This window comes from Pseudomonas sp. Z1-12 (assembly GCF_051132015.1).
In the GTDB taxonomy this organism is placed as follows: Bacteria; Pseudomonadota; Gammaproteobacteria; order Pseudomonadales; family Pseudomonadaceae; genus Aquipseudomonas; species Aquipseudomonas zanjanensis.
On the sequence record NZ_CP071647.1, the window covers coordinates 2,199,851 to 2,218,428 of the forward strand.

19 protein-coding genes are annotated in these 18,578 nt (G+C 61.3%); 14 read left to right on the forward strand and 5 right to left on the reverse strand.

What is annotated here, in order from left to right; translation table 11 throughout:
- Window positions 1-43 precede the first annotated feature (43 nt).
- From J3P85_RS09775 to J3P85_RS09830, 12 genes are all read left to right on the forward strand, one after another.
- Window positions 44-553: a ferritin-like domain-containing protein gene (locus J3P85_RS09775; RefSeq protein WP_434705627.1), complete on the forward strand. Its 510-nt coding sequence runs from the start codon at window positions 44-46 to the stop codon at window positions 551-553.
- 62 nt (window positions 554-615) lie between these two features.
- Window positions 616-882 carry a hypothetical protein gene (locus tag J3P85_RS09780; RefSeq protein ID WP_434705628.1) on the forward strand — a complete coding sequence of 89 codons (267 nt, stop codon included), beginning with the start codon at window positions 616-618 and terminating at the stop codon, window positions 880-882.
- Between the two features lie 27 nt (window positions 883-909).
- Window positions 910-1,158 (forward strand): metallothionein, encoded by a 249-nt coding sequence (locus J3P85_RS09785; protein WP_411385153.1) that lies wholly within the window; start codon window positions 910-912, stop codon window positions 1,156-1,158.
- 528 nt (window positions 1,159-1,686) lie between these two features.
- The gene (locus tag J3P85_RS09790; RefSeq protein WP_186710506.1) at window positions 1,687-2,064 is read left to right on the forward strand and encodes a general stress protein; all 378 of its coding nucleotides are present in this window, start codon (window positions 1,687-1,689) and stop codon (window positions 2,062-2,064) included.
- 258 nt (window positions 2,065-2,322) lie between these two features.
- A complete protein-coding gene (locus J3P85_RS09795; protein WP_434705629.1) occupies window positions 2,323-3,204 on the forward strand; it encodes a manganese catalase family protein in 882 nt (293 codons plus the stop codon).
- A gap of 64 nt (window positions 3,205-3,268) precedes the next feature.
- Window positions 3,269-4,198 (forward strand): ZIP family metal transporter, encoded by a 930-nt coding sequence (locus J3P85_RS09800; RefSeq protein ID WP_434705630.1) that lies wholly within the window; start codon window positions 3,269-3,271, stop codon window positions 4,196-4,198.
- 154 nt (window positions 4,199-4,352) lie between these two features.
- Complete coding sequence (locus tag J3P85_RS09805) at window positions 4,353-4,853, forward strand: ferritin-like domain-containing protein (protein WP_434705631.1); 501 nt, start codon at window positions 4,353-4,355, stop codon at window positions 4,851-4,853.
- A gap of 343 nt (window positions 4,854-5,196) precedes the next feature.
- Window positions 5,197-5,850 carry a hypothetical protein gene (locus tag J3P85_RS09810; RefSeq protein WP_186710501.1) on the forward strand — a complete coding sequence of 218 codons (654 nt, stop codon included), beginning with the start codon at window positions 5,197-5,199 and terminating at the stop codon, window positions 5,848-5,850.
- Complete coding sequence (locus J3P85_RS09815) at window positions 5,850-6,281, forward strand: phage holin family protein (protein ID WP_434705632.1); 432 nt, start codon at window positions 5,850-5,852, stop codon at window positions 6,279-6,281. Before J3P85_RS09810 ends, J3P85_RS09815 begins: the two co-directional genes overlap by 1 nt.
- Window positions 6,278-7,087 (forward strand): DUF3618 domain-containing protein, encoded by an 810-nt coding sequence (locus tag J3P85_RS09820; RefSeq protein ID WP_434705633.1) that lies wholly within the window; start codon window positions 6,278-6,280, stop codon window positions 7,085-7,087. Before J3P85_RS09815 ends, J3P85_RS09820 begins: the two co-directional genes overlap by 4 nt.
- A gap of 115 nt (window positions 7,088-7,202) precedes the next feature.
- A complete protein-coding gene (locus J3P85_RS09825) occupies window positions 7,203-8,609 on the forward strand; it encodes a saccharopine dehydrogenase C-terminal domain-containing protein (protein WP_434705634.1) in 1,407 nt (468 codons plus the stop codon).
- A gap of 223 nt (window positions 8,610-8,832) precedes the next feature.
- On the forward strand, window positions 8,833-9,837 hold the full coding sequence (locus tag J3P85_RS09830) for a hypothetical protein (protein ID WP_434705635.1): 1,005 nt from the start codon (window positions 8,833-8,835) through the stop codon (window positions 9,835-9,837).
- A gap of 9 nt (window positions 9,838-9,846) precedes the next feature.
- Here the strand turns inward: J3P85_RS09830 and J3P85_RS09835 are convergent, their stop codons facing one another.
- Window positions 9,847-10,041: a hypothetical protein gene (locus tag J3P85_RS09835; RefSeq protein ID WP_053123348.1), complete on the reverse strand. Its 195-nt coding sequence runs from the start codon at window positions 10,039-10,041 to the stop codon at window positions 9,847-9,849.
- 322 nt (window positions 10,042-10,363) lie between these two features.
- Here J3P85_RS09835 and glsB point away from each other — a divergent pair, with 322 nt between their 5' ends.
- Entirely contained in the window at window positions 10,364-11,272 is a 909-nt protein-coding gene (gene glsB, locus J3P85_RS09840) for a glutaminase B (protein ID WP_186710491.1), read from the forward strand.
- A gap of 62 nt (window positions 11,273-11,334) precedes the next feature.
- On the opposite strand, the gene J3P85_RS09845 is transcribed toward glsB, so the two are convergent.
- Together J3P85_RS09845 and J3P85_RS09850 are read right to left on the reverse strand one after the other, a co-directional pair.
- Window positions 11,335-11,664 (reverse strand): hypothetical protein, encoded by a 330-nt coding sequence (locus J3P85_RS09845; RefSeq protein ID WP_186710489.1) that lies wholly within the window; start codon window positions 11,662-11,664, stop codon window positions 11,335-11,337.
- A 635-nt stretch (window positions 11,665-12,299) separates the two neighbouring features.
- Window positions 12,300-14,246, reverse strand: a complete 1,947-nt coding sequence (locus tag J3P85_RS09850) for a DNA topoisomerase III (protein WP_434705636.1) — start codon at window positions 14,244-14,246, stop codon at window positions 12,300-12,302.
- A 239-nt stretch (window positions 14,247-14,485) separates the two neighbouring features.
- On the opposite strand from J3P85_RS09850, the gene J3P85_RS09855 reads away from it, so the two are divergent.
- Window positions 14,486-14,893, forward strand: coding sequence for a response regulator (locus J3P85_RS09855; protein ID WP_434705638.1), 408 nt, complete (start codon window positions 14,486-14,488; stop codon window positions 14,891-14,893).
- A 141-nt stretch (window positions 14,894-15,034) separates the two neighbouring features.
- Here the strand turns inward: J3P85_RS09855 and J3P85_RS09860 are convergent, their stop codons facing one another.
- Window positions 15,035-16,657, reverse strand: a complete 1,623-nt coding sequence (locus J3P85_RS09860; protein ID WP_434705639.1) for an MFS transporter — start codon at window positions 16,655-16,657, stop codon at window positions 15,035-15,037.
- Window positions 16,658-16,861: 204 nt separating this feature from the next.
- The gene (locus J3P85_RS09865) at window positions 16,862-18,505 is read right to left on the reverse strand and encodes a GMC family oxidoreductase (protein WP_434705640.1); all 1,644 of its coding nucleotides are present in this window, start codon (window positions 18,503-18,505) and stop codon (window positions 16,862-16,864) included.
- Between the last annotated feature and the right edge of the window lie 73 nt (window positions 18,506-18,578).

Here is an 18,578-nt window from a genome sequence, read left to right on the forward strand (position 1 = left end):
TCTCGCACTGCAGTGCGTCAATGACACTGATAAGGAGAACGCAATGGCAACCCCTAAAGAGAACCTGCTGGATTGGCTCAACGATGCCCATGCCATGGAACAGCAAGCGGAGAAAATGCTCAAGGCCCAGGCCGAACGCCTGGAACATTACCCGGTCCTCAAGGCCCGGATCGAACAGCACATCGAGGAGACGCTCGGGCAGCAGAAGCTGGTGGAACAGTGCATCCAGCGCCTGGGCGGTAGCCCGTCGATGCTCAAGGACATGGCCGGCAAGCTGATGGCGTTCGGCCAAGCCATGGGCGGCATGGCGATGAGTGACGAAGTGGTCAAGGGTGCCATGAGCGGCTACGTCTTCGAGAACCTTGAGATCGCTTCGTACACGGTGCTGATCGAAGCGGCGAAAGTGGCCGGCGATGTGGAAACCCAAAGGGCTTGCGAGCAGATTCTGCCCCAGGAAATCGCCATGGCTGAATGGCTGCGCGAGCACCTTCCGCAGATTACCGCAGCGTTCCTGGAGCGTTCGGCCAATCCGCATACCGAAGCCAAGCGCTGAGGTGAAAAGTGTGGCGCGGCCCGACCGCGCCAAACCTGCCGTCAAAAGAAAAGAGGACAGGTATGAAGCAGACCACCGGTGAGGTAAGAGCCATCAATCGACAGAGCGCCAGGGTAGGTGTCTACGTGTCGGAAGAGGAGGGCCACACAGTGCTTGAACTGGGGCCCGCCAATGACGTCGACATCGGCGATGTCATGGAATGGGACACATCGGCCCTTGGCACCCAGACGTATCGCAACCTGACCAAAGGTTGGGCCGACGAGGTGTATGTAGCGAAGCACGGCGTCGCGGCGGCCAACCTGGAGGTTCAATTACTGGTGGGATCGTGACAACACCCGGTCCCCAGGAGGACGAACATGAGCGAACTGCGTTGTGGCTGCCCCGGCTGCCATTGCGAGGTAGATCCCGAGCGGGTGTTCAATCATGACGGCGAGGCCTATTGCAGCCAGGCCTGCGCAGAACAACACCCCAATGGCGAGCCGTGTCCGGCGGCGGATTGTCATTGCGAACGAAGTGGCAAGGTCGGCGAGCGGGACATTACCAACAATCAACTGGATGAAGCACTGGAAGAAACGTTCCCGGCCAGTGACCCGATTTCACCCTGACATTGCTCTATCCGGGCATCGGCGACAGGGTGCCCGGACACCGCAAGCCGGTCAGTGCGGTGGTGCAAGACAACACCGGCAGCCCGCGAGTTTTGGCTTCCTGGAACGGCGCGAGGCTTGGGTGACGAGACCGGTGCAATGGGGTGCCGGCGCCACCGGGCCCTTGGCGGACAGCGTGGAAAGACACGCACTGTTTTTTAATGTTGAAGGCGGGGCAATTGTGGGAGCGAGCTTGCTCGCGATAGCGGTGTGTCAATCAACATCAATGCAGGCTGATCCAACGCCATCGCGAGCAAGCTCGCTCCCACAGGTTTCTTCGCTGGACGAAGTTTCGGTATTTAATGCTGCTAATCAACCGCCGCTTGTTTAATAGGCTGGCGCAATAAATACCCGGGCAGTGGGGATATAAATAAAGCCGTTGACCGTTCGTCGCCGTTTGCTGCTCTTTTTTCAAACCTTGGCGGCGTCAGATTTTCCGAATAATACGAGCCAACTGGTTCGTTGACATCAACTAACGAGGTGAATGAAATGGCTAACACAGGCAATAACAACCCTGGCAATTTCGCTAACGATCGTGAGAAGGCATCGGAAGCCGGGAAGAAAGGCGGCCAGGCGTCGGGCGGCAACTTTGCCAACGATCCGGAACGCGCATCCGAGGCTGGACGCAAGGGTGGCCAGGCGTCTGGCGGTAACTTCGCCAACGACCCGGAACGTGCTGCAGAGGCCGGCCGCAAAGGCGGGCAAGCCTCGGGTGGTAATTTTGCCAACGACCCTGAGCGCGCTTCGGAAGCCGGCCGCAAAGGTGGCCAGGCGTCGGGTGGCAACTTTGCCAACGACCGGGAAAAAGCTTCCGAAGCTGGCAAGAAAGGCGGTGAAAACAGCCACGGTGGCGGTCGTAAATCGTAATGTCCCGTGGTCTCGCAGGTCCCGTGCCGTTGGCATGGGACCTGTTCCGGCCTTGATATTAAAAGTCGGGTATTTCATGCCCGGCTTCGCTGCGCTATTGATTGTTCAAGAGATGAGCGAGGGGCTTGAGTTGCAATTAACCACTCGTCTTTCGTCTTGAATAAAAACTAAATTTTATTCATTTAACTTCTTCATATTTTCATGAGCCTGCCGGTCGGCAGTGTGCTCATGAAGTGTGCCTGAGCGAGGAGTTCAATCATGTTTCTACATAACAAACGATTGCAGTACACCGTGCGTGTCGCCGAGCCTAATCCTGGACTCGCCAACCTGCTGCTCGAGCAGTTCGGTGGCGCCCAGGGGGAATTGGCGGCGGCGTCGCGTTATTTCACCCAGGCCTTGTCCGAGGACGATCCAGGGCGCAAGGATCTGCTGATGGACATTGCCACCGAAGAACTCAGCCATCTGGAAGTGATCGGCTCGATCATCGTCATGTTGAACAAGGGCGCCAAGGGCAAGATGGCTGAAGGGGTGGAGAAGGAGGGCCAACTGTACCGGGACATCAACGGTGCCGGTAACGACTCCCACATCACCAGCCTCCTGTACGGTGCCGGCTCGCCATTGACCAATTCCGCCGGGGTGCCGTGGACTGCTGCTTATGTGGACACGATCGGTGAGCCGACGGCAGACATGCGTTCCAACATCGCCGCTGAAGCCCGGGCAAAAATTGTCTATGAGCGATTGATGAACGTCACTGACGACCCGGGGGTTAAGGAAGCGTTGGGCTTTTTGATGACCCGTGAAATCGCCCATCAGTTGTCGTTCGAAAAAGCCTTGCATGCCATCCAGCCCAACTTCCCACAAGGTAAGCTGCCCGGCATGCCGGAGTTCACTAACGTGTACTTCAACATGTCCCAGGGTGAACCTACCGTGCGTGGCCCATGGAACCAGGGCGACGATTGGGAATTCGTCGAGAACCCGGTTCCGGCGGTCGACGGTGGCGATGGCCTGGCCAGCGTGCAGTTGAGTGAAAAGGACGAAGCACTGTTGATGGACATGAAGGCGCGGACGATGTCCAACCCTGAAAGCAACCCCACCACGGGCGCCGACTTGGGTTCGGGGATGCAAGGTGACAAACTGTAAACAAATGGCGAGGGAGGCGACTCCCTCGCCTGATATTTCGAGCCAAGACCCGTAAGGACATTCGATGGACCAGCCCACTTCCCGGATTCGATCGCCCTGGCGCACTTGGCTGAACCCCGTGCAAGAGAATCTCTTGTTGGGGCTGACGTTCTGGCTCGGGCTGGCATTGGTGGCCGCGTTGTTGCTCTACAGTGGCTACAACGCCTTGGTTGGCGCCAATCGTCAAAACCTCGGCTATGCCGTGCTGGGCGGAACATCGGGTTTTGCCGCCACCGCCCTGGGGGCGATGATGGCGGTGGTGCTGCGGGATATCTCCTCGCGTACCCAGGACATCATGCTGGGGTTTGCCGCCGGCATGATGCTCGCCGCCAGTTCGTTCTCATTGATCCTGCCGGGCATCGAGGCGGCACAGATTATCTGTGGCAATCAGTTGCTCGCCGCGTTTGTCGTGGTGGTGGGCCTGGGGCTGGGCGTGGCCCTGATGATCGGCCTGGACCGCTTCGTTCCCCACGAACATGAACTCAGTGGCCGGCGTGGTCCCCAGGCCGAGCGGATCAATCGTGTCTGGTTGTTTGTACTTGCCATCACCTTGCACAACTTGCCGGAAGGCATGGCCATCGGCGTCAGTTTTGCCGACGGCGATTTCAAGGTCGGTTTGCCCCTGACCACCGCCATCGCCATCCAGGACATTCCCGAGGGCCTGGCCATTGCCATGGCGCTGCGCGTCACCGGTATCAGCACCTTGCGTGCCGCGCTCATCGCGGTCGGTTCAGGGCTGATGGAGCCACTGGGGGCGGTGATCGGCCTGGGCATGTCGTCGGGCGTGTCCGTCGCGTACCCCATCAGCCTGGGGCTGGCGGCGGGGGCGATGATCTTCGTGGTCTCCCACGAGGTGATTCCCGAGACCCATCGCAACGGCCATGAAACCCCGGCCACCCTCGGCTTGATGATGGGGTTTGGGGTGATGATGTTTCTCGACACGGCGTTGGGTTGAGCGCGTCACCGATACCCTCTGTCAACGTTTCGGCAAATTTCCGGAACATCCGAAATTTCCCCTGGGTCAGTGTTGATGACAGGTGAAGCCGCCTCTGCCGGCTTCACCCCATCAACCCTTTCGAGGCTCGCCTTCTGAACAGAGGAAGATTGAAATGGCCAGAAAAACCGTGACAGACCTGTTCATCCACGAACTGTCCGATGTCTACAGCGCTGAAAAACAGATCACCCGTGCCTTGCCGCGCATGGCTCGGGCCACCACCAACCCCTTGCTCGCACAAGCCTTTCACGATCACCTTGAGGAAACCCAGGGGCAGATTGAGCGCATCGATACCCTTGTCGAAGTGGCGGGTATCAAGCTCAAGCGCATGAAATGTATTGCCATGGAAGGACTGGTGGAAGAGTCCAAGGAGCTGATCGAGGAAATCGAAAAAGGCGCGGTGCTCGATGCGGGGCTGATCGGCGCGGCGCAGAAAGTCGAGCACTACGAAATCGCCAGTTACGGCACCTTGATCGCCATGGCCAAGCACTTGAACCTGGGCGATGAAGTGGTCGGCCTGCTGCTGGCGACCCTCAAGGAAGAAAAAGCCACCGACGAGAAACTCTCGAAGATTGCCGAGCAGGGCGGCAACCAGGCGGCGACGATGGAGTCCTGATGGTTGTATACCTGTGGGAGCGAGCTTGCTCGCGATGGCGGTGTGTCAGTCACTATCAATGCTGGCTGATCCGGCGCCATCGCGAGCAAGCTCGCTCCCACAGGGGCACATGAGCAGCCCTCATCACAGCTCTGCATTGGGCATCGGTGTTCACAACCAATGCCCATTTTTTTTGCCGTAAAAACCCATCAAGCGGCTTCAACGACCACACAGCGTCCAGCCTTGAAACTCGTTGGAACTAGCCCGCATCGCGTCCCGTCATTTGTTCTGAGAGGCACTTATCCAGGCATCGCTTAGCGACTGCCTGTCGTTGAGTTTTTCATCACGGAGGCGATGGACAGACATGACTATCCCGGACAACAACCCCGAGCGACAAAGCGGCACTTCAAGCCAAGGTCGGCCTGAGGAATCCCTGAACCACATCAAGGAGGACGTGAACGAAGCGATCGGCAGCGCCCGCGAAAAGGCCGACGCGCATTTCGGCCAGTACCGCGATACCGCGGCGGACCAGATCGATGCCTTGGCGCGTGGCGCCAAATCCGCCATGTCGGAGCTCGAAGCCAACGACACCCTCGGCTTATCCCATTATCTGGCGGACATGGCCGACTGCATGAGCGGCCTGGCCGGCAAATTGCGCAACAAGAGTGCCGAACAGTTGCTGCATGACGGTTCTCGCCTGGCGCGGGATAACCCCGGTCTGTTCCTCGCCGGCAGCATCGCGGTGGGCTTTGGGCTGTCGCGATTCCTCAAGGCCGGTGCCTCGCCGGTCGCCACCGAGGCCGACGAACCTGCCGCCGGGCATTCAAACCCTCCCGCCGGAGGATTCGGCGCCCAGCGGCCTTTTGAATCGACCCCTGATCCCATCGGCCCCGGTGCCGCCACCCGCAGCGGCCTGGCCACCGGTGTCACCCCGACCTCACCGAGTGTCCAGGACCATCCCAGTGATTCAGCCACCGGCTCGCTGCCGGGTTCGGCCAATACCAGAGGAGAGTTGTGATGAACCGACCAGACCCAGATATGCAGCGTACCGCCAGCGCGTCGACGCCCGAAAGCGATGCCTCGGTCATGGGGTTGCTCAGGCAATTGACCCACGAAGTCCCCTCGCTCTTCATCAAGGAGTTGGCGCTGGCCAAGGCTGAATTCCAGGCGAGCCTCAACACGCTCAAGGCGGGCATTGCTGCGGTGGCCGGTGGCGCCATGGTGCTCATGGCCGGCTTCATCATCCTGTTGATGGCGGCGGTGTATGGCCTGAGTACGATGATGGCGCCCTGGCTGGCGGCGCTGATCGTCGGCGTGGTGGTGATGATCATTGGTTTTGTCATGGTCCAGTCGGGCAAGAAACAGTTCGAACCGTCCCACTTCAAGCCTGACCGAACGCTCGATGCCTTGAACAAAGACCAGGAAGCCCTGCGGAGGAAAGCCTCATGAAGGATGAATTCAAAACCGAATCCGAAAAGAGCCCAGAGGCCATCGAGCGCGAAATCGACGAGCAGCGCGCCCATATCAGCCATATCGTCGATGCCTTGGGCAGCAAGTTCACGCCAGGGCAAATGCTGGATCAGGCCCTGGGGCTCGTGAAGGGAAATGGCGCCGAGTTTTTCGGCAACCTGGGCACTACGGTGCGCAACAACCCGGTGCCGACCGTGTTGACCACGGTTGGCTTGTGCTGGCTGATGCTTGGGCAGAACCATCCGCCACGGGTGGGGTATCGCGTCGGGCCGGACCAGGATTCCGGCGGTTGGGGTGAGGGCCTTGCCGGGGGGCTGGGCAGTGCCAGGGAGCACTTGCACGACACCACCGACTCGTTGCGTGAAGGCTTTCATCAGCTCAAGGACAAGGCCTCGCATCTAGCCGATGGCCTGGGGGCGGGTGCCCGACAGGCGCGGCACACTGCCCAGCAGACCGGTGAGCGCATGGCCCACGGTTCGCAGGATCTGGGCGATCAGTTCAGCCGTCTGCTCAAGGAGCAGCCGTTGATGATGGCGGCGGCGGGTATCGCCCTCGGGGCGATGCTGGGCGCGGCGTTGCCCAGCACCTCTACCGAACAGCGAACGATGGGCAAGACCAGCGCCGACCTGGCCGACAAGGTCAAGCGCACGGCGCGGGAAGGCTATGAAACGGTGCGCGATACGGTGAGCAAAACCACCGAACACCGTGACGAGCCCGCCGTTACGCCGGCCAACGGACGGGCCCACTCCGGCACGGATCTGTCCGGCGGGCTGGGCACTTCGTAGGCGCACGCGAGGTGCGGCGCAGGGCGATCTGCGCCGCACCTGTCAACCTTGACAGTAGCCTCGATCACCGTTCGGTTATTTCATGGGCCGTACACCCTTCTCAAGGAGGCAGCACATGAAACGTCAGACCCCGTTCACCGGCCGCCTGATCTTCATCGGCTTCGGCTCCATCGCCCGGGCCACGTTGCCCTTGCTGCTGGGGCAGGATCACGTCGAGATCAAGCAGATCACCGTCATCGCACCGGTGATCGACCACAACATCTGGTTCAAGGAGCGGGGAATCCGTTTTATCCCCAAGGCCCTGACCCGACGGAACTATGCACAAATCCTCGATCGCTTCGTCAAACGTGGTGATTTCATCGTCAACCTGTCCGTCGAGGTCAGCTCCCTGGACCTCATGGCGTACGCGTTCGAGAAGGGCGCGCTGTACCTCGACACCTGCGTCGAGCCGTGGGCGGGAGGCTACGAGGATCCGCACCTGGACCTTTCCCATCGGACCAACTACGCGTTGCGCTATCAAGTGCTGGGCCTGCGCAAAAAACTGGGCAGAGGCCCGACGGCAGTGGTGGCCCATGGCGCCAATCCCGGTTTGATCACCCATTTGCTCAAGGCCGGGCTGGTTGAGCTGGCGATGCAATTGAAGCAGCCGCTGCCGCAAAAACCGGGCGGTGTGGACTGGGCCAGGCTGAGCATGGCGTTGGGGATCAAGGTCATTCATTTTGCCGAACGCGACAGCCAACGCTCCCAGCGTCCCAAGGAAGACGACGAGTTCGTCAACACCTGGTCGGTGGAGGGGTTCATCAGCGAGGGCCGTCAGCCGGCCGAGTTGGGGTGGGGGTCCCATGAACGGACTTGGCCAACGGCTGCCCGGCGTCATGGTTTCGGGAGCCGCAACGCGATCTATCTGGAACGTCCGAGCGCCAGCGTCTTGATCAAGACCTGGACGCCGGTGGGCGGGCCATGCCTGGGGCTGATGATCACCCACCACGAAACCGCTTCGACGGCCGATTTGCTGACCGTGAAGGACCAGCGCAAGTTGGTTTATCGACCGACCCTGCACTACGCCTATCATCCTTGCAACGATGCCTGGCTGTCAGTCCATGAGCTGATCGGTCGTGGCTGGGAAACCCAGGCCCGGCAGCGGATCCTCAACGGCGAAATCGACCCCGGTGGGGTGGATGCCTTGGGGGTCTTGCTGATGGGACATGAAATGAACGCTTACTGGTTCGGTTCGGTGTTGAGCATTGACGAGGCGAGGGCCCTGGTGCCCTTCAATAACGCCACCAGCCTGCAAGTGGCGGCCGGTGTCATGGCGGGAATCGTCTGGGCCATTGAACATCCGGATCGTGGCATCGTCGAGCCGGAACAAATGGACTATGAACGCGTGCTGGAAGTCGCCCGGCCTTACCTGGGGACGTTGGTGGGCAAACGCACCGATTGGACGCCGACCGGTGCCCTTCACAAGGCTCGCGGGGATGGAGCGGCCGATGATTGGCAGTTCGAGCATTTCACCCGGTTCTGAGAGATACACAATCCCTGTGGGAGCGAGCTTGCTCGCGATAGCGCCAGTTCAGTCGATGATGAAGTGACTGACAGGACGCCATCGCGAGCAAGCTCGCTCCCACAGGGGATCTGGGGTGATGCCGATTGCTTGAACACCGGCGAAACCTGTGGAGCGAGGCGACCTATACTCAACCCCATGGATGACAGGAATCCGGGGTGGCGCGACTGTGCGGCGTTCGCTGATGTTGGCCGTTGTGCTCGTTCTGGCGGGGTGCGCCACGCCACAGCGCGGTCCACCGGTTGCCACGGTGATGATTGCCCAGGACACCTGGCGACAGGTAGACCAGCAGATCATCGCGGCGTCGAAGGGCGCCCTCGAACAGGCGGCCGTCTATGCACGCGGGTCGATGGAGCATTGGCGCGTGTTGGTGTATGAACGCACCGAGGCTGAATTCATCCCTTGGTTCAGCAGCTACTGGACCCAGGAATGGCTGGCGGTGAAGGTCAGCTGGTACGCGGCCAGTGCCGAGGGCGAGGCGGATTCTTCGGCCAAGCGCCTGGCGGTTTACCTGCAGGAGCAATATCGCGAGCAGGTGCTGGCGCCGGTGGCGGTGGAAATCGATCCCGAGGCGATCAGGGCCAACGCGACGGGCTACTACATCCGTCAGCTCAATCTACAGGCCCAGGTCATCGCCCAGCGGCATCGAATTCCGAATGAACTGATGAACCGACGCCTGCATGGCATCCCTGCCATCCGCCTGGGCCCGCCGGCGGCGCGTGATGCTTCGTTGTACGAGATGGTTCACGCCGAGCCGCTGAACACCTTACCGGCCTATGCGGCCCTGATCGATCACGTCAACAAGGCTGCAAGCACGGGGGCCGGGCCATCGGAGGCGGTGATTACAACAGTGGCGCAACGCACCAGCGAAAAAATCGAGGCCCAGTTCGTCACGCGTGGGGCAACCGGTGCGGCGGCGGCCGTGGCCGGGAAGGCGGCCGGGGCGTTGATTTCGGTGGGCGTGGCGGGTATTCGCGCGATCATCCACGAGGGTGAGCGGCCGGAAATGGAGGCGCAGATCCGCAAGAGCCTGAGCGCGGCGTTCGACGAAGCCTGGTTCAAGTCACTCAAGCATCCCCTCAGCGGAGTGATGGCACCGGTGTATTACCTGGACGAGGAAATCAAAGGCAACCTGATGGAGGCTGACCTGGCCAATCGAGCGGTGGTCTTGCCGGACCTCAAGCCATGACGGGCCGACTCATTCCGAGCCGAGGGTGACGCGACAACCCTTGCGATGGCGGATCTGTTCGTCCGATGGGCGCTCCTTGATGAACTCGAAGCGCGGTTCGCCTTCGCTGTAGATCACCAGCCAGCCCCATTCCAGTTCGCTTTCATCCTGCCCGGGCTGGGGCGGCGAGGCCCACCAGGGTTCTTTTTGCATGATCTGACGCATCGTCTACTCCTGCCGATTGATCCTTTGAACTATAGACCGCTCGATTCGACGACCAGCGCCACTGAAAACGCTTGCATTCATTGCGGCGAACACGGCTGTTGTGGCGAGGGAGCTTGCTCCCGCTGGGGCGCGTAGCGGCCCTGATCCATCCACTCGGTCCGTCAGGTTGCAGCGATCATCGATGGGGCTGTTTCACAGCACAGCGGGAGCAAGCTCCCTCGCCACGTTTTTTCCTCGCAACTCAGTGTGCTCTGATCCCGCCCACCAGCGTCTAGCGTCTGTATCCCCGCACTCGAACGGGGAATGACTGGACCCCGCGCATATGCAAGCACTGTTGAACGAGATCCTCGATGCGGTTCGCCCCCTGATCGGTCAGGGCAAGGTCGCCGACTACATTCCTGCCCTGGGCACCGTGGTGCCCAATCAGTTGGGCATTGCCGTGTACGGCAATGATGGCGAGTTGTATTACGCCGGCGACGCTGAAACAGCGTTTTCAGTGCAGAGTATTTCCAAGGTGTTCAGCCTGGTGCAGGCCATCGGGCATTCCGGCGAAGCGATCTGGGAGCGCCTGGGCCATGAGCCCTCCGGCCAGCCTTTCAACTCCCTGGTGCAATTGGAATTCGAGCGCGGCCGCCCGCGTAACCCATTCATCAATGCCGGCGCGTTGGTGATCTGCGATATCAACCAGTCCCGTTTCGCCGCGCCAGCGCTGTCGATGCGCGATTTCGTGCGCCGCCTGTCGGGTAACCCCCAGGTGATGGTGGACGGCAAGGTCGCCGAGTCGGAGTACCAGCACCGCGCCCGCAACGCGGCGATGGCGTACCTGATGCAATCGTTCGGCAACTTCCACAATGACGTGGAAGCGGTGCTGCGCAGTTATTTCAGCCACTGCGCCCTGCGGATGAGCTGCATCGACCTGGCGCGGGCGTTCTGCTTCCTGGCCAACGACGGATTCTGCAAACACAGCGGCGAACAGATCCTCAGCGCCCGGCAAACCCAGCAGGTCAATTCCATCATGGCCACCAGCGGTCTGTACGATGAGGCTGGCAACTTCGCTTATCGCGTCGGCCTGCCGGGCAAGAGTGGTGTCGGTGGCGGGATTGTCGCCGTGGTACCGGGCCGGTTCACCGTCTGCGTCTGGTCGCCGGAACTCAACGCCGCCGGCAACTCCCTGGCCGGCATGGCGGCGCTGGAGATGATGAGCCAGCGCATCGGCTGGTCGGTGTTCTAGTTCCGTCTCACAAAAAAAGGGCCCGCTCCTGGTTCAGGCGCGGGCCCTTTTGTTAGGGGATTTCAGCAGAGGCGGTCGATAACCCGGACCTCGGACGTGTTCTGCATCGACTGCCAGGCCTGGGTCAGCGTTTGCAGCACGCGGCCCATGAAGTCTTTGTCAGCCGCGGCCTTCTTGCCCACATAGCCCTGGCCACGGCGGTACATCTTCAGCCGGGCGCACAGCTCTTGCGTGTTCTTTTCGAACTCGTCTTCTTGGGTGTAGGGCGACAGGCAGTCCATACGCACCTGGCCAGTCTTGCTGATCCACAGGATATGGCTGTCGAGTGTGTCCTTGTGTGCGGCGAACATGCGAGCCAGTTCATCAATAGATGGTTGATTATTCAGATTCATGTGTAAGCCCCTTGACCATTTGGTTGATCTGTCTGGTGGTTCGCAAAAAAACTTCGCTACTCGGTAAGTGCCTGCCTGCTACCGAAACCAGGCCGTCAGCGTTCGTCCGCCTGACTTCGACGGGGTCGTGCATCGGTTGTGTAGTGTTATCGAAGGGCTGCTACGCAAATGCGCTACAACGAAGAGAAACAGCGAAGAATCTCAGGCAGTGTCAACTTTCGAGGGTCGACCACGCGCGTCATGAGGATCTTCGCTAGCGTTTCTCGTCCTTGTTACCGGACGGTCATGCCAGGTCAGCACCTTCAATCTGCCTTGTGGGCAGTCCCTTATCCAAAAAACAGCTCGGCGGTCAGACGAGCTTGCTCAAACAGTTGCCTGTACTCCCGATCGGGGAGACGTCTGCATCATGCAAGGGCAAATCGGAGGCGTCAACGGTTTTGTAGTGAATATTTTTGGTCACTACATCTTGTCGGACAAAACGGTTTGGGTATGAGAATTTCCAGCCATCCCCCATTTAATGTGGGAGCGAGCTTGCTCGCGATGGCGGTGTGGCAATCAATTATCTGGAGGTTGATGCGCCGCTATCGCGAGCAAGCTCGCTCCCACAAGGGGATTCGGGATGGGTCTGATTTTGTTCAAGTGGCCTTGGCCTTGCTCGCCTTGCGCGGTGCACCGCCAGCCTTGCGCTTGGCCGGCTTGCGCTTGTTTTTCCACGGTGTTGCGCCACGCCCGGCGGGGCTGGCCGGGCCGCTGATGGTCAGGCTCATGCCCTGGCAGCGGGCGACGTGCTTGCTCATCCAGGCGGCTTGCCGGGTGACGAATTCTTCCAGGCTCATTTCTCCGCTTTGCACCATGTCCAGGGCTTGTTCCCAGATAGCGGTGGTGCCTGGGTCGGCGATGGCCCGGGGGACGGCGTCGATGAGGCTGAAGGCCGCCGGGGTGGCACACAGGGCCTTGCCGTTTTTCACCAGGTAACCGCGGTCGAGCAGCCCTTGGATGATCGAGGCCCGGGTCGCTTCGGTGCCGATGCCGGTGGTGTCCTTGAGCTTCTGCTTGAGCAACGGGTCCTCCACCAGCTTGGCGACGTTCTTCATCGCCTTGATCAGGTCACCTTCGGTGAAGGGCTTGGGTGGCTGGGTCCAGAGGTCCTTGGGTTTCACCTCGTCCACCGCGCAATCGCGACCTTCGGCCAGTGCCGGCAGGACCTGCGGCGCCGGTGCTTCACGGCCCCTGGCCGGCGCCAGTGCTTCGGGCAGGGCGCGTTTCCAGCCGGGCTCGACGATCTGCTTGCCCACGGCACGCAGCGCCTGGCCGGCACAGTCGAAGTCGGCCTGGGTCCGGTCGTATTCGTGGTTGGGCAGGAACTGCGCCAGGTAGCGCGCGCGAATCAGCGTATAGACCGCGCGCTGCTTGCCGGCGAGTTTGTCCAGGTTCCTGGCGGCGGCGGTGGGAATGATGCCGTGGTGGGCGCTGACCTTGGCGTCGTTCCAGGCCCTGGACTTGCGCTGCGCCTGCAAATGCTCGCGCAGTGGTGCGAGGCTGGGGTCGGCCTGGGCAAGGGCGGCCAGGATGGCCGGTGCTTCGCTGTGCTGGCTCAAGGGCAGGAAACCGCAATCGCTGCGCGGGTAGGTGATGAGTTTGTAGGTCTCGTAGAGCGACTGGGCGATGTCCAGGGTTTCCTGGGCGCCGAGGCCGAGCTTCTTCGAGCAGACTTCCTGCAGGGTGCCCAGGTCGAAGGGCAACGGCGCCGCTTCGCGCAGGCGCTCTGTACGTACTTTCAGCGTCCGGGCGGTGGCGGCGTTGCTCATGGCCTGGGCGGCGTTCCGGGCCAGGGCCTGGTTCAGGCAGCGCTCCTGGTCGTCGCAGGCATCCGGGTCGGCGCGCCACTGGGCGGTAAACGCCGTGCCGTCGTGGCTGAGCTGCACGTCGATGGCCCAATAGGCGACCGGCACGAAGTTGGCGATGCTGCGGTCGCGGTCCACCACCAGTCGCAGCGTCGGTGTCTGCACGCGACCGACCGGCAACACGCCCTGGTAACCGGACTGGCGCCCCAGCAACGTGAACAGGCGACTCATGTTCATGCCGATCAGCCAGTCGGCCCGGGAGCGACCCAGGGCCGAGTGATACAGGTTGAAGGTTTCGACCCCCGGCTTGAGGGCGGCCAGGGCCTTGCGGATCGACGCTTCGTCCAGGGCCGATAGCCATAACCGCCGGATCGGCCCGCGATAACGGCAATGTTCCACCAGCTCCCGGGCGATCATTTCGCCCTCACGGTCGGCGTCGGTGGCGATCACCAGTTCTTTCGCTTCCCCCAACAGGCGCTTGACCGCCTTGTACTGGCTGGCGGTTTTCGGCTTGACGGTCATTTTCCATTGCGCCGGCACGATGGGCAGGTCGGCCAGGACCCAGCGCTTGTAGCGCGCGTCGTAGGCATCGGGTGGAGCGGTTTCCAGCAGGTGGCCGATGCACCAGGTGACCGTGACGCCAGGGCCCAGCCAGCAACCGTCGCCACGGCGCGTGGCGCCGAGTACGGCGGCGATGTCCTTGGCCTGGGACGGTTTTTCACACAGGTACAGCTGCATAGCGCCCTTTTCCTGAGCAGATTTCATAGGCTTGTAGCATGGTCATGGATGCGCGCCAGGGCAAGTTTTATCTGTATGGATATACAGATAAAAGCGTTGCGCTGCGTTGCCAAGGGGGCTGGCGTGACATTCGGCGCTCGGTTGGCACGCAGAATGAATTTCTCGAAAGGGCATCGCTCATAACTTCAAGGCGGTTGAAACCGCAAAGCAGGTTTATGAGGTCAAGGAGAGTCACTTTCATGAATTCGATGCCAAATGGCGACGGCCAGGCGACTACACGTTTGATTCTCGTTGTGGAAGATGATCCAACCATTCTGGAGTTCCTCTGTGAAATCCTCGAGGACGAAGGGTTCGTCGTGGAGCCTCGGGAAAGCGCCGATGCGGCGTTGACGTTCCTCGAAGAAAGCGCCCACTACGTCGATCTGTTGCTCACGGACATCACCATGCCCGGCAAGATCGACGGTGCGGAGCTGGCCAACCTCACGGGGGATCGCTGGCCGCAGATCCCGCTGTTGATCATGTCTGGTTTCGAGACGCCGGAAAGCGCCGGAATCAAGCACCACGCGTCGTTCATTGCCAAGCCTTGGGCCTTGGGGCAGATGTTGGACCTGGTGGAGAGCACGGTGAAAAATCACCAGACCCACTGATGGCTTGATCCGAAAGACAGGTGCAGACCTTGTGGCGAGGGAGCTTGCTCCCGCTCATTGCGCAGCCATCGCCAGAAGGGGCCTGCTGCGCAGTCCAGCGGGAGCAAGCTCCCTCGCCACGGGATCAACCGGGTCTAAATTTCAGTTGGTATCCAAGTCCACGTTGCGGGTTTCCCGCAGGCAAATCATGCCCACCACCAGGCTCACCCCGGTGATCACCACCGGGTACCACAGCCCATAAAAAATATCCCCGGTATAGACCACCAGGGCAAACGACACGGTGGGCAGGAAGCCGCCGAACCAGCCGTTGCCGATGTGGTAGGGCAGGGACATTGAGGTGTAGCGAATCCGGGTCGGGAACAGTTCGACCATCAACGCCGCCAGCGGTCCGTAGCACATCGCCGAGATGATGATCAGCGCGACGATCAAGGCCACGATCATCGGGCGGTTGATCTGCTGCGCATCGGCCTGTTGCGGGTAGCCGGCCAGGGTCACCGCACCGCGCAGGGCCGCTTCGTCGTAGCCTTCGAGTTTCACGTCACCGACGCTGATCTGCACCGTGCTGCCGGCCGGGGCCGCGACGCTACTGTAGGGCAGGCCTTGCTTGACCAGGAAGGTCTTGACCTTGTCGCAAGGGCTGTCGAAACGCGCCTTGCCCACCGGGTCGAACTGGAAGGTGCAGGTGGCCGGATCGGCGATCACGGTGATGGGTGCCTGGCGGCTCGCCAGGTCGATGGCCGGGTTGGCGTAGTGAGCCAAGGTCTTGAAGATCGGGAAGTACAGCGCAGTCGCCAGCAGCAGGCCGATCATCAGCACCGGTTTGCGCCCGACCTTGTCCGACAGCCAGCCGAAAAAGATGAAGAACGGTGCGCCGATCACCACGCTGACAATCAGCAGGCTATTGGCGAGGGCCGGGTCCATCTTGAGGAATTGGGTAAGGAAAAACAGCACATAGAATTGCGCGGCGTAGAAGGTCACCGCTTGCCCGGCGTTGATGCTGAACAGGGCGATCAGTACCACCTTGAGGTTTTCCCATTTGCCGAAGGATTCGCGGATCGGCGCCTTGCAGCACTTGCCTTCCTCTTTCATTTTCAAGAAGGCCGGCGACTCATGCAGGCTCAGGCGAATCCAGGTGGAGATGCCCAGCAGCAGGATCGACAGCAGGAAAGGAATGCGCCAGCCCCAGACTTCGAACTGATCGCCGGTGAAGTAGCGACAGCCCAAAACCACCAGCAGCGACAGCAGCAGCCCAAGGGTGGCTGTGGATTGAATCCAACTGGTATGAAAGCCGCGCTTGCCCATTGGCGCATGCTCGGCAACATAAGTCGCCGCGCCACCGTACTCACCGCCCAGGGCCAAGCCCTGGAGCATGCGCAACACCACCAGGATGATCGGCGCGGCGATGCCGATGCTGGCGTAGTTGGGCAGCAGGCCGACGCAGAACGTCGCCAGGCCCATGAGCACGATAGTGGCCAGGAACGTGTACTTGCGCCCGATCATGTCCCCCAGCCGCCCGAACACCAGGGCCCCGAACGGCCGCACGATGAAACCGGCGGCGAAGGCCATCAGGGCGAAGATGAACGCGGTGGTGTCGTTGACCCCGGCAAAGAACTGCTTGCTGATCACCGCCGCCAGGGCGCCGTAGAGGAAAAAGTCGTACCACTCGAACACCGTCCCCAGGGACGAGGCGAAGATGACTTTCTGGGTTTCCTGGCTGGTGCCGGCGCTGCGCGTGGCTTCCAGGGGCTGAACATGCTCGGACATAGCGGTATCCCTCACAGTGATTGTTTTTGTTGTTCCACTGCGACGCCGGGGTGGCGTCTCCTGATTTGACACACTTTCCTTGAATCGACTCATCCCCCTGTGGGAGCGAGCTTGCTCGCGATAGCGGTCTGTCTGGCACCTAGGTGTTGAAGGTGACGCCGTCATCGCGAGCAAGCTCGCTCCCACAGGGGATTCGGTGGTTTTTCAGACCGTGGCAGGCTCCTTTTGCGGCGTGCTGATTCGGGTGTCTGCCTCGAGCATCATCTGCGCCGCCTTCTCGGCAATCATCAGCGTCGGCGAGCAGGTATTGCCCGAGGTGATGCGCGGCATGATCGAGGCATCGGCGATGCGCAGGCCCTTGATGCCATGCACGCGCAGTTGCGCATCCACCACGGCGTCGCCGTCCTGGCCCATGCGGCACGTGCCGACCGGGTGGAAGATCGTCGTGCCGATGCGGGCGGCGGCCTGGTGCAGTTCCTCTTCGGTCTGCAGGCTGGGGCCCGGCAGGTACTCCATCGGTTTGAACGCGCTGAGGGCTGGCGCCGCGACGATGCGCCGGGTCAGGCGGATGGCGTCGGCGGCGACTCGCAAGTCTTCGGGGTGACTCAGGTAATTGGGCTGGATCAGCGGCGCCTCGTGTGGGTCGGCCGAACGAATGTCCACCCGGCCACGGCTTTGCGGGCGCAGGTCGCAGACCGACGCGGTGAACGCCGGGAAACTGTGCAGCGGTTCGCCGAAGCGTTCCAGGGACAGCGGTTGCACGTGGTATTCGAGGTTGGCCGAACTCTGCTCCGGGCCCGAGCGGGCGAACGCGCCGAGTTGGCTGGGGGCCATGGACAGCGGCCCGCTGCGGTCGTACAGATAGCGCAGGCCCATGCCCATCTTGCCCCACAGGGTGCCGGCGATCTGGTTCAGGGTGCGGGCATTTTCCAACTGATAGATCAGCCGCAGTTGCAGGTGGTCCTGCAAGTTGCCGCCGACACCGGGCAACTCATGGGTCACGCCGATGCCCAGGCGTTGCAGCAAGCTGCGCGGGCCGATCCCGGAGCGTTGCAGGATCCCCGGCGAACCCACGGCGCCGGCGCACAGGACGATTTCCTTGCGGGCCTTGAAGGTCATGCCCTTGCCTTGCCAGCGAGCGCTGACGGCATGGGCGCGGTCGTCACGCAGCAACACCCGGTCGACCTCGACGTCGGTCAATACGGTGAGGTTGGCGCGCTGGCGAATCGGCTTGAGAAACGCCTTGGCCGCGTTCCAGCGCACCCCGGCTTTCTGATTGACCTGGAAATAGCCGCAGCCTTCATTGTCGCCGCTGTTGAAGTCGTCGACGTTGGGAATGCCGCTCTGCTCGGCGGCGCTGCGGAAGGCATCGAGAATCGGCCATGACAGGCGCTGGCGTTCGACCCGCCACTCGCCGCCGTCACCGTGGAATTCAGACGCGCCGGCAAAGTGGTTTTCGCTCTGGCGGAACAGCGTCAGGACGTCTTTCCAGGCCCAGCCGGGATTGCCTTCGGCGGCCCAGTCGTCGTAATCGGCAGCCTGGCCGCGCATGTAGATCATGCCGTTGATGGAGGAACAACCGCCCAGGACCTTGCCGCGCGGGTAGCTCAGGGCGCGGCCTTGCAGGCCCGGTTGCGCTTCGGTCTTGAAGCACCAGTCGGTGCGTGGATTGCCGATGCAGAACAGGTAGCCGACCGGAATGTGAATCCATGGATAGTTGTCGCGCCCACCGGCTTCGAGCAGCAGGACCCGGTGTTGCGGGTTGGCCGAAAGCCGATTGGCCAGCAAGCACCCGGCAGGGCCGGCGCCCACGATCACGTAATCGTATTCATCGACGACAGGTTGCATTCGCGACCTCATTCTTGTTGTTGTGGGAGCCATCCTAGTTGTTAGTTTTCGTCAAAAGAATGTTAGTTTTTGC

What these genes read in the sequence shown, in the direction of transcription:
- J3P85_RS09775 (WP_434705627.1), top strand. Translation starts at nt 44, where the DNA reads ATGGCAACCCCTAAAGAGAACCTGCTGGATTGGCTCAACGATGCCCAT.
- J3P85_RS09780 (WP_434705628.1), top strand. Translation starts at nt 616, where the DNA reads ATGAAGCAGACCACCGGTGAGGTAAGAGCCATCAATCGACAGAGCGCC.
- J3P85_RS09785 (WP_411385153.1), top strand. Translation starts at nt 910, where the DNA reads ATGAGCGAACTGCGTTGTGGCTGCCCCGGCTGCCATTGCGAGGTAGAT.
- J3P85_RS09790 (WP_186710506.1), top strand. Translation starts at nt 1,687, where the DNA reads ATGGCTAACACAGGCAATAACAACCCTGGCAATTTCGCTAACGATCGT.
- J3P85_RS09795 (WP_434705629.1), top strand. Translation starts at nt 2,323, where the DNA reads ATGTTTCTACATAACAAACGATTGCAGTACACCGTGCGTGTCGCCGAG.
- J3P85_RS09800 (WP_434705630.1), top strand. Translation starts at nt 3,269, where the DNA reads ATGGACCAGCCCACTTCCCGGATTCGATCGCCCTGGCGCACTTGGCTG.
- J3P85_RS09805 (WP_434705631.1), top strand. Translation starts at nt 4,353, where the DNA reads ATGGCCAGAAAAACCGTGACAGACCTGTTCATCCACGAACTGTCCGAT.
- J3P85_RS09810 (WP_186710501.1), top strand. Translation starts at nt 5,197, where the DNA reads ATGACTATCCCGGACAACAACCCCGAGCGACAAAGCGGCACTTCAAGC.
- J3P85_RS09815 (WP_434705632.1), top strand. Translation starts at nt 5,850, where the DNA reads ATGAACCGACCAGACCCAGATATGCAGCGTACCGCCAGCGCGTCGACG.
- J3P85_RS09820 (WP_434705633.1), top strand. Translation starts at nt 6,278, where the DNA reads ATGAAGGATGAATTCAAAACCGAATCCGAAAAGAGCCCAGAGGCCATC.
- J3P85_RS09825 (WP_434705634.1), top strand. Translation starts at nt 7,203, where the DNA reads ATGAAACGTCAGACCCCGTTCACCGGCCGCCTGATCTTCATCGGCTTC.
- J3P85_RS09830 (WP_434705635.1), top strand. Translation starts at nt 8,833, where the DNA reads ATGTTGGCCGTTGTGCTCGTTCTGGCGGGGTGCGCCACGCCACAGCGC.
- J3P85_RS09835 (WP_053123348.1), bottom strand. Translation starts at nt 10,041, where the DNA reads ATGCGTCAGATCATGCAAAAAGAACCCTGGTGGGCCTCGCCGCCCCAG.
- glsB (WP_186710491.1), top strand. Translation starts at nt 10,364, where the DNA reads ATGCAAGCACTGTTGAACGAGATCCTCGATGCGGTTCGCCCCCTGATC.
- J3P85_RS09845 (WP_186710489.1), bottom strand. Translation starts at nt 11,664, where the DNA reads ATGAATCTGAATAATCAACCATCTATTGATGAACTGGCTCGCATGTTC.
- J3P85_RS09850 (WP_434705636.1), bottom strand. Translation starts at nt 14,246, where the DNA reads ATGCAGCTGTACCTGTGTGAAAAACCGTCCCAGGCCAAGGACATCGCC.
- J3P85_RS09855 (WP_434705638.1), top strand. Translation starts at nt 14,486, where the DNA reads ATGAATTCGATGCCAAATGGCGACGGCCAGGCGACTACACGTTTGATT.
- J3P85_RS09860 (WP_434705639.1), bottom strand. Translation starts at nt 16,657, where the DNA reads ATGTCCGAGCATGTTCAGCCCCTGGAAGCCACGCGCAGCGCCGGCACC.
- J3P85_RS09865 (WP_434705640.1), bottom strand. Translation starts at nt 18,505, where the DNA reads ATGCAACCTGTCGTCGATGAATACGATTACGTGATCGTGGGCGCCGGC.